Consider the following 13367-nt stretch of genomic DNA (forward strand, 5'->3'; position numbering starts at 1 on the left):
CTCGGCGAGAAAAGCCTGGTAGTCGGACGCTTCGCGGGTTTTTGTAGGTTGGTTCTGTGAAAAGGGTGCCTCAGGCCACCCTCTAGGCATGCCTGCGCACGATGAAGATCGTTCTCACGTTCTGTGGAAACGATTTAACAAATCTATTTATGGCAGCCCCCACGGCCTGGATAATTCCAGTGTAATGAGGTACCGCTCTTCTGTGGGATGCCGATAGTCCTTGAAGCGCCCAACTACCAACATGACTTGGTATTTGTTTTCTGCCCGCCAGTAAGACTTGCCACCCCGGTTCACATTTCGCAATCGAGCACGCCATTCAGGTGTGTCGGCGAATGGAGGGTTGGAGGCGACTCGGATGGGCAGCCAGCCGGCATTGCTCCATTGTTTTTGCAAATACAGCACGACGTTGAGGGTGTCATCGAGCAATAGCGGTTCGATTTGGGGGGACATGCGGATACTACCAACGCGCTCCTTGTCGAAACTTACCGCGAGGAAGCGGGCAGGCGGGGTAACGAATCCATATTGAGGGTCTATAAAGCGTAGGCGCGCATCGGACTTTGGTAGCCTCCCCCATATTTCTCCGGGAATAGCAGGGGCGATTGCTGCACTGGAGCGCTGACGCATGTCTTCCCAAGGCTCCCCAAGCATCAGTGCGATTTCTGGCGTACTGGTGAAGAAACGTATCATCCCCACCAGTAGTACGGCAGCGAACAATACAAGTGCGGCATGTCGCCAGTTTACTTGTGAGAGCCGGTTCATCGCATGCCCCGACCTGCAGCGACATCATCCAGCGCTTGTTCGATTCGATGCCGCTCACCGCTATTTAACAGCTTGTCAAATTGCGCGGCGGCCTTGAGCACGAAGGTCATGCGTTGATCGATATCGGCCAAGTTGGCGATGGGGTTGTTGCTGAACTCAATGGTCCTGCCGTCATCAACAGAGCGGCATTGGCTTGCCAGCGTTAGCTCAATGGCTTGCGCGACTCCGGACGGTATGCCCGTGACGTATGAAAGATGGTTGCTACGTAGCAGAGCCACTAATTTTTGGTCGGTATACATGGTTGGCTGAAGGATATTTTGCTGTTCATGCCAAGCCAGATACTTAACACTTTCGGCGATATTTCCTTCGTCAATGGCCTGAAAGGCTTGCAGAATGTAGTCGTGGTCAAGCCCAAACCTTAAATTTTCCTGCCCCACCGGCCACAACACCCGCTGCAGCCCATCCTCAAAAATGTTCTGGCGCGAGGACAGGCAGGTCTCAAGCAACCCCAACCCCCGCTCCTTATAAAACGCATGCAACGGAAACACATCCAAAAACAGCGTGGTATTGCCCATCGCCATCATCTCGTACACATGTTGATAAAGCTGTTGCACGCTCGATAACGGTTCACCCTCGCGCCGCCAATCAACATCAGGCACCGGGTTATTACGGCTGGCCTGTTCATACTCCCGCAGGCGCCGCTCGTACTCCCGCAGCTTTGCCTGCCGTTCACGCTCCTCTGTGCTGAACAACCCCCAAACCCCTTTCCGGGCACTCTTTCGCAATTGCTCCGCCGCTTCAAATTCCGCCTGAATTTTCTCGATGGATTCTGCCGCGTGCAGCAAGCCGCACCCCACTTGCTTGGAGGCAAACGCCGCAAGGCCCGCCCACTGAAAACGGTTATCGAGGCGCCAGAGCTGGGCATACGCCGAGTTGATGAGCCGGTTGCGCAACCTGGGGTCGGCGATCAGCTTGCCGCCGGGGGCGATCACGTCTTCTGCCTGCTTCTGGTAGAAGCGCCAATTGCGCTCGCAGGCTGACTCGAGTATTTCGCTGAAAGCGGAAGGCGTTGAGCTCGGGGTGGGTTTTTTCGCGGGTGTTGGTGCTGGCGCTTCCGATGCAGTCGCGCTTCGGCGGTGTACCGCGGAGTCTTCGGCGATAAGGGTCTGAAACCGCTCGAACTGGTCGGCCAGCAAGCGAGGGGGCGGGTCGCATTTACAGCGGCAGAGATCGTCCGAGAGCGCCACCCGTCGCCCTCGTGCCCACTGCTCCAGGCGCGGGCCAACACAGACTATGATTCCGGTGGTTTTGCACACCGGGCAAAGCACCTCATGACCTTCAAGGGCGATGTCCACTTGGGTGATGCGAAAGCCCGTCAAACCGCCGACGACGGTCCCGCCAGCGGTGGTCTTGGCTCCTCGGGTAATCAAATAGCGCCGCATGCCAGCGATGTCCTTTTGTTCGCAGGGACCAGCACGCTAGGCTCGGCGAGAAAAGCCCGGTAGTCGGACGCTTCGCGGGTTTTTGTAGGTTGGTTCTGTAATTACCCTTCGGGATGTTTTTGCATTCTGTGGGCAGCGCATCGAAACCTGTCCTCCCTGCGCTCGCTGAGCATCAACGCAATTTATGGCTCTATGCTGAAAAAACTTAGCCTCCCCAGTAATAGCGCAACAATGATCAGTCCACATCCGATACCCCGACAGCCTGAATGTAGATTCATGGGCGCACCCACGGCTCGCCCAGGTTCAGCGTGATCAGATAACGCTCCTCATTGGGGTGCCGGTCATCCTTGAATCGATGGGCGACCAGCATCACTTGGTATTTATTTCCAGCCTGCCAGTATGAGGTCCCTCCCTGGTACGGGTCCTGCAATTGGGCGCGCCATTCTGGTGTGTCAGCAAAGGGGGGATCATATTTGGCTCGGATGGAGACCCAGCCGCCTTTGCGCCATTGCTCTTGTAGATCCAATACAACCTTGAGGGCATCATTGAGTAGCAGTGGTTCGATTTGAGGGGACATACGAATGCCGCTAACCCGCTGATCGCTGTCGAAGTCCACGGTGAAGAAGCGGGACAACGGGGTCGTGAACGCATATTCAGGGTCGATGAATTGAAGGCGAGCATCGGTTTTGGGAAGCCTGAACCAATGATGCCCAGGAATTGCGGGGTCAATGGCGGCGCTGGAGCGCTTGCGCATGTCCTCCCAAGGTTCTCCAAGCATCAATGCGACTTCTGGCTCGTCGGCGAAAAAACGCATTGTTATTCCCGCCAGTAACGCGGCAGCGAACAGCACGGGTGCGATGCCCTGCCAGCTCACCTCCGTGAGCCTACTCATCGAACATCCCGGCCTTCGGCGATGGCTTCAATCGCCTGTTCTATGCGATTTCGCTCGGTGCTATGTAGCAGGTCGTCAAACTGCGCGGCGACCTTGAGGACGAACGCCATACGCTGATTGATATCGGCCAAGTTGGCGAATGGATTGTTACTAAAGGCGATCGTGCGTCTTTCATCTGCAGGGTGGCATTGGCTGGCAAGTGTCAGTTCGATGGCTTGCGCGGCCCCGGACGGTATATCTGTGACGTAGGAAAGATGGTTGGCACGCAACAGAGTTATCAATTTCAGATCGTTGTACATTGTCGGTTGAAGAATGTTTTTCTGTTCGTGACGAGCCAGATGCTCAACACCCTCCGCAATGTTGCCAGCGTCAATAGCCCTGAAAGAACGTAGGATTTCCCTATGGTTGGTACCGAACTCAAGCCTCTCGTGCCCCACCGGCCACAGCACCGGAGACTGACCATTGCCATGAATCTTTCTGCGTAGCGGTAAACATCTCTCCAACAACCCCAACCCCCGCTCCTTATAAAACGCATGCAACGGAAACACATCCAAAAACAGCGTGGTATTGCCCATCGCCATCATCTCGTACACATGTTGATAAAGCTGTTGCACGCTCGATAGCGGTTCACCCTCGCGCCGCCAATCAACATCAGGCACCGGGTTATTACGGCTGGCCTGTTCATACTCCCGCAGGCGCCGCTCGTACTCCCGCAGCTTTGCCTGCCGTTCACGCTCCTCGGCGCTGAACAACCCCCAAACCCCTTTCCGGGCACTCTTTCGCAATTGCTCCGCCGCTTCAAATTCCGCCTGAATTTTCTCGATGGATTCTGCCGCGTGCAGCAAACCGCACCCCACTTGCTTGGAGGCAAACGCCGCAAGGCCAGCCCACTGAAAACGGTTATCGAGGCGCCAGAGCTGGGCATACGCCGAGTTGATGAGCCGGTTGCGCAACCTGGGGTCGGCGATCAGCTTGCCGCCGGGGGCGATCACGTCTTCTGCCTGCTTCTGGTAGAAGCGCCAATTGCGCTCGCAGGCTGACTCGAGTATTTCGCTGAAAGCGGAAGGCGTTGAGCTCGGGGTGGGTTTTTTCGCGGGTGTTGGTGCTGGCGCTTCCGATGCAGTCGCGCTTCGGCGGTGTACCGCGGAGTCTTCGGCGATAAGGGTCTGAAACCGCTCGAACTGGTCGGCCAGCAAGCGAGGGGGCGGGTCGCATTTACAGCGGCAGAGATCGTCCGAGAGCGCCACCCGTCGCCCTCGTGCCCACTGCTCCAAGCGCGGGCCAACACAAACTATGACCCCGGTGGTTTTGCACACCGGGCAAAGCACCTCATGACCTTCAAGGGCGATGTCCACTTGGGTGATGCGAAAGCCCGTCAAACCGCCGACGACGGTCCCGCCAGCGGTGGTCTTGGCTCCTCGGGTAATCAAATAGCGGCGCATGCCAGCGATGTCCTTTTGTTCGCAGGGACCAGCACGCTAGGCTCGGCGAGAAAAGCCCGGTAGTCGGACGCTTCGCGGGTTTTTGTAGGTTGGTTCTGTAATTACCCTCGGGGATGTTTTTGCATTCTGTGGGCACCACGTCGAAACCCATTGATAAATGAAGGCTTGTGCTCAGCTATACTCCCCCCCATTTGAATGGCTCTTCGAGGAAACACTGTGAAGAATTGGACCTTGCGCCAGCGGATTTTGGCGAGCTTTGCGGTCATTGTCGCGATCATGCTGCTGATGGTTGTGGTGTCCTACTCGCGGTTGCTGAAGATCGAAGCCAGCCAGGAATCGGTCCGGGACGATGCGGTACCGGGGGTTTACCTCAGTTCGATGATCCGCAGCGCATGGGTCGACAGCTATCTGCTGACCATCGATATCATCGGCCTGCGCGCAGATAAAACCCTCACCAGTGCCGATAAGACGGACTTCAAGTCTTTCGAAGCGCGTATTGAACAGCAGATGGCCAATTACGAAAAAACCGTCAACAGCCAGGCTGATCGCATGGAGTTCGATAACTTCAAGGCGGCGCATATCAACTACAACAAGGCCCTCGCCGAGGTGCTGGCGCGCATTGAAGCCAATGATTTGCCGGGTGCGAGCGTGCTGGTCGAAGAGCAATTGACGCCGATCTGGACCGAAGGGCGCATGAAGCTCAATGACATCATCACCGAAAACAAGAGCGTGTCTGACCGCGCCACATCGGCCATCGACGAGTCGGTGATGTCGGCCAAGCTCAGCATGGCGGTTTCGCTGATCATCGCCATCTTCGCCGCTGGCCTGTGCGGTCTGCTGTTGATGCGCGCAATCATGGCGCCGATGCAGCGTATCGTCGAGATCCTCGACGTCATGCGTACCGGTGACCTGAGCAAGCGCTTGAACCTGGAGCGCAAGGACGAATTCGGCGCGGTCGAAACCGGCTTCAACGACATGATGACCGAACTGACCGCCCTGGTGTCCCAGGCCCAGCGTTCGTCGGTGCAGGTGACTACCTCGGTCACCGAGATTGCCGCCACCTCCAAGCAACAACAGGCCACGGCCACGGAAACCGCGGCAACTACCACTGAGATCGGCGCTACTTCGCGGGAGATCGCCGCCACTTCCAAGGACTTGGTCCGTACCATGACCGAAGTCTCCACTGCCGCCGACCAGGCCTCGGTCGCCGCCGGTTCCGGCCAGCAAGGCCTGGCGCGCATGGAAGAAACCATGCACTCGGTGATGGGCGCGGCTGAGCTGGTCAACGCCAAGCTGGCGATCCTTAACGAGAAGGCCGGCAACATCAACCAGGTGGTGGTGACCATCGTCAAAGTTGCCGACCAGACCAACCTGTTGTCCCTCAACGCCGCCATCGAGGCCGAGAAGGCCGGTGAGTACGGCCGCGGTTTTGCCGTGGTGGCCACTGAAGTGCGCCGCCTGGCCGACCAGACCGCCGTGGCCACCTACGACATCGAGCAGATGGTGCGCGAGATCCAGTCGGCGGTGTCCGCCGGGGTGATGGGCATGGACAAGTTCTCCGAAGAAGTGCGCCGGGGCATGTTCGAGGTGCAGCAAGTGGGCGAGCAACTGTCGCAGATCATCCACCAGGTCCAGGCCCTGGCGCCGCGGGTGTTGATGGTCAACGAAGGCATGCAGGCCCAGGCCACCGGGGCCGAGCAGATCAACCACGCGCTGGTGCAATTGGGCGATGCCAGCAGCCAGACGGTGGAGTCCTTGCGCCAGGCCAGCTTTGCCATTGATGAACTGAGCCAGGTTGCGGTCGGTCTGCGCAGCGGCGTGTCGCGTTTCAAAGTCTGATGAGCGACCTCGCGGCTAAACTCGGCGTCGTCCCGGCAGCGAAAAAGGCGTTGTTCCTGGTGTTCCACATCGGTCACGAACGGTATGCCCTCAAGGCCACCGAAGTGGCCGAAGTGCTGCCGCGCCTGCCGCTCAAACCCATCGCCCATGCACCGCTGTGGGTGGCGGGTATCTTTGCCCATCGTGGCGCGATGGTGCCGGTCATCGACCTCAGTGCCTTGACCTTCGGCGAGCCGGCCCAGGCGCGGACCAGCACGCGGCTGGTGCTGGTCAACTATAAACCTGAGCCCTGGCTCGAGGCGCGTTGGCTGGGACTGATTCTGGAGCAGGCCACCGAAACCCTGCGTTGCGACCCGGCGGAGTTCAAACCCTACGGCCTGGACAATCCCCTGGCGCCCTACCTGGGGCCGGTGCGCGAAGATGCCTTGGGCTTGATGCAATGGATCGGCGTCGCGGATATGCTCACCGATGAAGTGCGCGCCTTGCTGTTTTCTGCCGAGCCGAGCCTATGAGCAACGACCCGCGCTTCTTTGCCTTCTTGAAGGAACGCATTGGCCTGGACGTGGCCTCGGTGGGCGAAGCCATCATCGAACGCGCCGTGCGCCAGCGCAGCCAGGCCGTCGCGGCCCACACGGCGGATGAGTACTGGCAGCACCTGCAGCACTCCCACGACGAACAGCAAGCGCTGATCGAAGCGGTGATCGTGCCCGAGACCTGGTTTTTCCGTTACCCCGAATCCTTTGCGACCCTGGCCCGTCTGGCCAAGGCGCGCCTGGCCGAGATCAACCAGTTGCGCGCGCTGCGCATCCTCAGCCTGCCCTGTTCCACCGGCGAAGAACCCTATTCGATCGCCATGGCCTTGCTCGATGCCGGCCTGGCGCCGCACCAGTTCAAGGTGCAGGGCATGGACGTCAGCCCGCTGTCGGTGGAGCGTGCCCAGCGCGGCGTGTATGGCCGCAACTCGTTTCGCGGCGGCGACCTTGAGTTTCGCGACCGCCACTTCACCGAGCAGGCCGATGGTTATCGCATCGACGACCGCGTGCGCGAACAGGTGCGCCTGCAAGTCGGCAACCTGCTCGACCCGGGGTTGCTCGCCAATGAGCCGAGCTACGACTTTGTATTTTGCCGCAACCTGCTGATCTATTTCGACCAACCCACGCAAAAACAAGTGTTCGACGTGCTCAAGAACCTGACCCACGTGGACGGCGTGCTGTTTATCGGCCCGGCCGAAGGCAGCCTGTTGGGGCGTCATGGCATGCGTTCGATCGGCGTGCCGCAGTCGTTTGCATTCAGCCGGCACACCGAGCCGGTCAAGCCTGAGCCGATATTCGTGCCGATACCCGCGCCCGCGCCTCGGCGCAGCATCGCAGCGGTCCCGCCCAAGCCGCGACCGTTCAGCACGCTCAATGCCCAGGTGGTGCCGATCAAGGCGCCAGCGTCGGAGGCCGGCGACCTGCTCAGCCAGATCGCGACCCTGGCCAACGAAGGCAAAAGCGCCGAGGCCCGTGCCGCCTGCGAGCGTTATTTAAGTCAACACCCGCCGGCCGCCCAGGTGTTTTACTGGTTGGGGCTGCTCAGCGATGTGGCCGGCAACGCCCTGGACGCCCAGGGGTTTTATCGAAAAGCCTTGTACCTGGAACCGCAGCATCCGCAGGCCCTGATGCAGCTGGCCGCGTTGCTCGAAGCCCAGGGCGACATTGCGGCGGCGCGTCGGTTGCAGGCGCGGGCCGCGCGTAGCGAGCTGACAGTGAGCAAAAACCATGAGTAGCCCCAACGCGCTCGACACTGCGGGCCTGGCCCTGACGATGGACGACACCCAGGCCATCGACGATTGCTGGAACCGGATCGGCATTCACGGCGACAAGTCCTGCCCGTTGCTGGCGGACCATATCCACTGCCGCAACTGCTCGGTGTACTCCGCCGCCGCTACCCGCTTGCTGGATCGCTATGCGTTGCAGCAGGACGATCATCGTCCGGTCGCCGATACCCAGGCGAACGAAGACATCGTCACCCGTTCCCTGCTGATATTCCGCCTCGGCGAAGAATGGCTGGGGATCGCCACCCGATGCCTGGTGGAAGTGGCAACCCTGCACCCGATCCATTCCCTGCCGCACCAACGTTCCCGCGCGTTGCTTGGCGTGGCGAACGTGCGCGGCGCGCTGGTGGCGTGCCTGTCGCTGGTCGAGCTGTTGGGCCTGGACGCCATCAACCACGGCACGCCGGGCGGGCGCATCATGCCGCGCATGTTGATCATCGCCGCGCAGGATGGCCCGGTGGTGGTGCCGGTGGATGAAGTCGACGGTATCCATGCCATCGATGAGCGTACTTTGACGGCGGCATCAGCCTCCGGCACCCAGGCCAGCGGCCGCTTCACTCAGGGCGTGTTGCAGTGGAAGGGCCGTAGCCTGCGTTGGCTGGACGAGGCTCAGTTGCTGTCTGCCGTGACCCGGAGCCTCACATGACCCCCGACCAGATGCGCGATGCCTCGCTGCTGGAATTGTTCAGTCTGGAAGCCGATGCCCAGACCCAGATACTGAGCGCGGGCCTGCTGGCCCTGGAGCGCAACCCGACCCAGGCCGACCAGCTCGAAGCCTGCATGCGCGCCGCGCACTCGCTCAAAGGCGCGGCGCGGATTGTCGGGGTGGACGCCGGGGTCAGCGTGTCCCATGTCATGGAGGATTGCCTGGTCAGCGCCCAGGAAAGTCGCCTGTATCTGCAGCCGGAACACATCGACGCGCTGTTGCAAGGCACCGACCTGCTGATGCGTATCGCCACGCCGGGCAATACCGTGGGGCCGGCGGATGTCGAGGCGTATGTGGCCTTGATGGAGCGCCTGCTCGACCCGTCGCCGCCCACCGCCAAGGTGGCGCCGCCGCCGCCCGCGCCTGCCCCAGCGCCCGCCCCGCTGATTGAAGCGCTGCCCGCCGAACCCGAGCCTGCGCTGTCCCTCGGCAACGAACCGCTGCGTCAGAACAAGCGCATGACCGAAGGCGGCGAGCGCGTACTGCGTGTGACCGCCGAGCGTTTGAACAGCCTGCTGGACCTGTCGAGCAAATCCCTGGTCGAAACCCAGCGACTCAAGCCATACCTGGCCAGCCTGCAACGCCTCAAGCGTGTGCAGGGTAACGGTGTGCGTGCGCTGGACCACCTCGATGGTCACCTCAAGAGCCTCGACTTGAGCCTGGAAGCCCAGGAGTCCCTGGCCGATGCCCGCCGCTTGCTGAGCGAAGCCCAAGCCCTGCTGGCGGAAAAAACCGCTGAACTCGATGAGTTCGGCTGGCAGGCCGGGCAACGCGCCCAGGTGCTTTACGACACCGCGCTGGCCTGTCGCATGCGCCCGTTTGCCGATGTGCTCGCCGGCCAGGTCCGCATGGTGCGCGACCTCGGCCGCAGCCTGGGCAAGCAGGTGCGCCTGGAGATCGAGGGCGAAAAGACCCAGGTCGACCGCGATGTGCTGGAGAAGCTCGAAGCGCCGCTCACCCACTTATTGCGCAATGCCGTCGACCACGGCATCGAAACGCCGGAACAACGCCTGCTGGCGGGCAAGCCGGCCGAAGGCTTGATCCGCTTGCGGGCCTCCCACCAGGCCGGTTTGCTGGTGCTGGAACTGAGCGACGACGGAAATGGCGTCGACCTCGAACGCCTGCGTGGCACGATCGTTGATCGGCATCTGTCGACGGTGGAAACCGCCTTGAACCTCAGCGAGGAAGAGTTGCTGACGTTCCTGTTCCTGCCGGGCTTCAGCCTGCGCGACAAGGTCACCGAAGTCTCCGGGCGCGGCGTCGGCCTGGATGCGGTGCAGCATATGGTCCGCCAACTGCGCGGCGCGGTGGTGCTGGAGCAAGCGGCGGGGCAGGGCAGCCGTTTCCATCTGGAAGTGCCGTTGACCCTGTCGGTGGTGCGCAGCCTGGTGGTGGAAGTCGGCGAAGAAGCCTATGCCTTCCCGCTGGCGCATATCGAGCGCATGTGCGACCTGGCGCCCGACGACATTGTGCAGCTCGAAGGCCGCCAGCATTTCTGGCACGAAGGCCGGCATGTCGGCCTGGTCGCCGCCAGCCAGCTGTTGCAGCGCCCGCCGGGGCAAGGTAATGACGAGACGTTGAAGGTGGTGGTGATCCGCGAGCGCGATGCGGTGTATGGCATTGCCGTGGAGCGTTTTATCGGCGAACGCACGTTGGTGGTGCTGCCGCTGGATGATCGGTTGGGCAAGGTCCAGGATATTTCCGCCGGGGCGTTGCTGGACGATGGCTCGGTGGTGTTGATCGTCGACGTCGAAGATATGCTGCGCTCGGTGGACAAGCTGCTCAATACCGGCCGCCTGGAGCGTATCGCCCGGCGCAGCCAGCAGGCCGCCGAAGCCCCGCGCAAACGCGTGCTGGTGGTGGACGATTCGCTCACCGTGCGTGAATTGCAGCGTAAATTGCTGCTTAACCGCGGTTATGAAGTGGCCGTCGCCGTCGATGGCATGGACGGCTGGAACGCCTTGCGTTCCGAGGACTTCGACCTGCTCATCACTGACATTGATATGCCTCGTATGGACGGGATCGAATTGGTCACACTCTTGCGCCGGGATGCTCGCCTGCAATCGTTGCCGGTGATGGTGGTGTCCTACAAGGACCGCGAAGAAGACCGACGCCGTGGACTCGACGCCGGCGCCGATTACTATCTGGCCAAAGCCAGTTTCCACGATGACGCCCTCCTTGATGCCGTAGTGGAACTGATCGGAGGCGCGCGGGCATGAGGATTGCAATCGTCAATGACATGCCCATGGCCGTGGAGGCGTTACGCCGCGCCGTGAGCTTCGAGCCCGCGCACCAGGTGGTGTGGGTAGCCAGTAATGGCCTGGAAGCGGTGCAGCGTTGCGCCGAATTGACCCCGGACCTGATCCTGATGGACCTGATTATGCCGGTGATGGACGGCGTGGAAGCCACCCGGCGGATCATGGCCGAGAGCCCGTGCGCGATTGTGATCGTCACCGTCGACCGCCAGGCTAATGTCAGCCGGGTGTTCGAAGCCATGGGCCATGGCGCCCTGGATGTGGTGGATACACCGGCCCTGGGCGTCGGCAATCCCAAGGATGCCGCCGCGCCGTTGTTGCGCAAGATCCTCAATATTGGCTGGCTGATCGGCCAGCGCGGCAGCCGTGTGCGCGCCGAAACCGCGCCGCCGCGCAGCACCGGCAAACGCCAGAGCCTGGTGGCGATCGGTTCTTCGGCCGGCGGCCCGGCGGCCCTGGAAGTCCTGCTCAAGGGCCTGCCCCGGGACTTTCCCGCCGCCATCGTGCTGGTGCAGCATGTGGACCAGGTGTTCGCCGCCGGCATGGCCGAGTGGCTGAGCAGCGCCTCCGGCCTGCCGGTGCGCCTGGCCCGCGAGGGGGAGCCGCCACAAAGCGGGGTCGTGCTGCTGGCCGGCACCAATCACCACATTCGTCTGTTGAAAAATGGCACGCTAGCCTATACAGCCGAGCCGGTGAACGAGATTTACCGGCCGTCCATCGATGTGTTTTTCGAAAGTGTGGCCAGCCACTGGAATGGTGATGCCGTCGGCGTGCTGCTGACCGGCATGGGTCGCGACGGAGCCCAGGGGCTCAAATTAATGCGGGAACAAGGATATCTGACCATCGCCCAGGACCAGCAGAGTTCGGCGGTGTATGGCATGCCCAAAGCGGCGGCGGCGATTGACGCTGCTGTTGAAATTCGCCCACTGGACAGAATTGCGCCCCGACTGCTGGAGGTATTTGCAAAATGATCAATATCCCCGGTGGTGCTGGTTTGCGGGCAGTAATTCAGGTGATTGCAGATGAATGATTTACAGATCGACGGCATCAAGACCGACGAAAATGCCGCCATGGTGTTGCTGGTCGACGACCAGGCCATGATCGGCGAAGCCGTGCGGCGTGGCCTGGCCCATGAAGAAAACATCGACTTCCACTTTTGCGCCGATCCGCACCAGGCCATCGCCCAGGCGATCCGCATCAAACCCACGGTGATTCTGCAGGACCTGGTGATGCCCGGCCTGGATGGCCTGACGCTGGTGCGCGAATACCGCAACCACCCGGCCACGCAGAACATCCCGATCATCGTGCTCTCCACCAAGGAAGACCCTCTGATCAAAAGCGCGGCGTTTTCGGCCGGCGCCAATGATTATCTGGTCAAGCTGCCGGACAACATCGAGCTGGTGGCGCGTATCCGCTATCACTCGCGCTCCTATATGACCCTGTTGCAGCGTGATGCGGCCTATCGCGCGCTGCGCGTCAGCCAGCAGCAACTGTTGGACACCAATCTGGTACTGCAACGGCTGATGAACTCCGACGGCCTCACCGGGCTGTCCAACCGCCGGCATTTCGACGAATACCTGGAACTGGAATGGCGCCGCGCCATGCGGGACCAGACCCAATTGTCGCTGCTGATGATCGACGTGGACTTCTTCAAGACCTACAACGACAGCTTCGGCCACGTTGAAGGCGACGAAGCCCTGCGCAAGGTTGCCGCCAGCATCCGCGAAGCTAGCAGCCGGCCTTCGGACCTGCCGGCGCGCTACGGCGGCGAAGAGTTCGCCCTGGTGCTGCCGAACACTTCGCCGGGTGGCGCACGGCTGGTCGCCGAAAAACTGCGCATGGCCGTCGCCGCCCTGAAAATCCCGCACATCGCCCCGGCCGAGGGTGCGAGCCTGACCATCAGCATCGGCCTGTCGACCATGACGCCGGTGCAAGGCACCGATTGCCGCCAGTTGATCATGGCGGCGGACAAGGGGCTGTATACGGCCAAGAACAACGGGCGCAATCAAGTCGGTATCGAGTGATCCGAGGCCAGTGTCGGTCCACATGTGCGAGGGGCGGCGCGACGACTCGGCTTGCCCCTTGATGGCGGTGTGACAGTCACCGGGTGTAGGGCTGACACACCGCCATCGGGGGCAAGCCCCCTCTCACAGTGGATATTCACTGTTCTTGAACCTGCCTTTTCGCCAAGCGGACTGCCGTTTGCGCACGTTTGT

At 61.2% G+C, this 13367-nt stretch carries 11 protein-coding genes; 7 read left to right on the forward strand and 4 right to left on the reverse strand.

The genetic code is table 11. The annotated features are described in order from the left end of the window. Positions 1–147: 147 nt before the first annotated feature. The 4 genes from LQ249_RS07365 to LQ249_RS07380 form a co-directional block, all read right to left on the reverse strand. Positions 148–759 carry a hypothetical protein gene (locus LQ249_RS07365; RefSeq protein ID WP_057005795.1) on the reverse strand — a complete coding sequence of 204 codons (612 nt, stop codon included), beginning with the start codon at positions 757–759 and terminating at the stop codon, positions 148–150. After that, positions 756–2201, reverse strand: coding sequence for a PAAR domain-containing protein (locus LQ249_RS07370; RefSeq protein WP_232566333.1), 1446 nt, complete (start codon positions 2199–2201; stop codon positions 756–758). The genes LQ249_RS07365 and LQ249_RS07370 overlap by 4 nt, the downstream gene beginning before the upstream one ends. 274 nt (positions 2202–2475) lie before the next feature. Beyond that, entirely contained in the window at positions 2476–3093 is a 618-nt protein-coding gene (locus LQ249_RS07375; protein ID WP_169864432.1) for a hypothetical protein, read from the reverse strand. Next, positions 3090–4535 (reverse strand): PAAR domain-containing protein, encoded by a 1446-nt coding sequence (locus LQ249_RS07380; RefSeq protein ID WP_232566334.1) that lies wholly within the window; start codon positions 4533–4535, stop codon positions 3090–3092. Before LQ249_RS07380 ends, LQ249_RS07375 begins: the two co-directional genes overlap by 4 nt. 216 nt (positions 4536–4751) lie before the next feature. Here LQ249_RS07380 and LQ249_RS07385 point away from each other — a divergent pair, with 216 nt between their 5' ends. The 7 genes from LQ249_RS07385 to LQ249_RS07415 are packed head-to-tail and all read left to right on the forward strand — an operon-like array spanning position 4752 to position 13175. Further along, a complete protein-coding gene (locus LQ249_RS07385) occupies positions 4752–6374 on the forward strand; it encodes a methyl-accepting chemotaxis protein (RefSeq protein WP_046384494.1) in 1623 nt (540 codons plus the stop codon). Then, a complete protein-coding gene (locus tag LQ249_RS07390) occupies positions 6374–6886 on the forward strand; it encodes a chemotaxis protein CheW (protein ID WP_057004707.1) in 513 nt (170 codons plus the stop codon). The genes LQ249_RS07385 and LQ249_RS07390 overlap by 1 nt, the downstream gene beginning before the upstream one ends. Beyond that, positions 6883–8142 carry a CheR family methyltransferase gene (locus LQ249_RS07395; RefSeq protein WP_057004708.1) on the forward strand — a complete coding sequence of 420 codons (1260 nt, stop codon included), beginning with the start codon at positions 6883–6885 and terminating at the stop codon, positions 8140–8142. Before LQ249_RS07390 ends, LQ249_RS07395 begins: the two co-directional genes overlap by 4 nt. After that, positions 8135–8836, forward strand: a complete 702-nt coding sequence (locus LQ249_RS07400) for a chemotaxis protein CheW (protein ID WP_046384491.1) — start codon at positions 8135–8137, stop codon at positions 8834–8836. The genes LQ249_RS07395 and LQ249_RS07400 overlap by 8 nt, the downstream gene beginning before the upstream one ends. Continuing rightward, entirely contained in the window at positions 8833–11115 is a 2283-nt protein-coding gene (locus tag LQ249_RS07405) for a hybrid sensor histidine kinase/response regulator (protein WP_232566335.1), read from the forward strand. Before LQ249_RS07400 ends, LQ249_RS07405 begins: the two co-directional genes overlap by 4 nt. Next, entirely contained in the window at positions 11112–12122 is a 1011-nt protein-coding gene (locus tag LQ249_RS07410) for a chemotaxis response regulator protein-glutamate methylesterase (protein WP_046384489.1), read from the forward strand. The genes LQ249_RS07405 and LQ249_RS07410 overlap by 4 nt, the downstream gene beginning before the upstream one ends. Before the next feature lie 51 nt (positions 12123–12173). After that, positions 12174–13175: a response regulator gene (locus LQ249_RS07415; protein ID WP_017844695.1), complete on the forward strand. Its 1002-nt coding sequence runs from the start codon at positions 12174–12176 to the stop codon at positions 13173–13175. Positions 13176–13367 lie beyond the last annotated feature (192 nt).

Source organism: Pseudomonas sp. 7-41, from assembly GCF_021233075.1.
In the GTDB taxonomy this organism is placed as follows: Bacteria; Pseudomonadota; Gammaproteobacteria; order Pseudomonadales; family Pseudomonadaceae; genus Aquipseudomonas; species Aquipseudomonas veronii.

What these genes read in the sequence shown, in the direction of transcription:
- LQ249_RS07410 (WP_046384489.1), top strand. Translation starts at nt 11,112, where the DNA reads ATGAGGATTGCAATCGTCAATGACATGCCCATGGCCGTGGAGGCGTTA.
- LQ249_RS07395 (WP_057004708.1), top strand. Translation starts at nt 6,883, where the DNA reads ATGAGCAACGACCCGCGCTTCTTTGCCTTCTTGAAGGAACGCATTGGC.
- LQ249_RS07370 (WP_232566333.1), bottom strand. Translation starts at nt 2,201, where the DNA reads ATGCGGCGCTATTTGATTACCCGAGGAGCCAAGACCACCGCTGGCGGG.
- LQ249_RS07390 (WP_057004707.1), top strand. Translation starts at nt 6,374, where the DNA reads ATGAGCGACCTCGCGGCTAAACTCGGCGTCGTCCCGGCAGCGAAAAAG.
- LQ249_RS07380 (WP_232566334.1), bottom strand. Translation starts at nt 4,535, where the DNA reads ATGCGCCGCTATTTGATTACCCGAGGAGCCAAGACCACCGCTGGCGGG.
- LQ249_RS07375 (WP_169864432.1), bottom strand. Translation starts at nt 3,093, where the DNA reads ATGAGTAGGCTCACGGAGGTGAGCTGGCAGGGCATCGCACCCGTGCTG.
- LQ249_RS07415 (WP_017844695.1), top strand. Translation starts at nt 12,174, where the DNA reads ATGAATGATTTACAGATCGACGGCATCAAGACCGACGAAAATGCCGCC.
- LQ249_RS07365 (WP_057005795.1), bottom strand. Translation starts at nt 759, where the DNA reads ATGAACCGGCTCTCACAAGTAAACTGGCGACATGCCGCACTTGTATTG.
- LQ249_RS07405 (WP_232566335.1), top strand. Translation starts at nt 8,833, where the DNA reads ATGACCCCCGACCAGATGCGCGATGCCTCGCTGCTGGAATTGTTCAGT.
- LQ249_RS07400 (WP_046384491.1), top strand. Translation starts at nt 8,135, where the DNA reads ATGAGTAGCCCCAACGCGCTCGACACTGCGGGCCTGGCCCTGACGATG.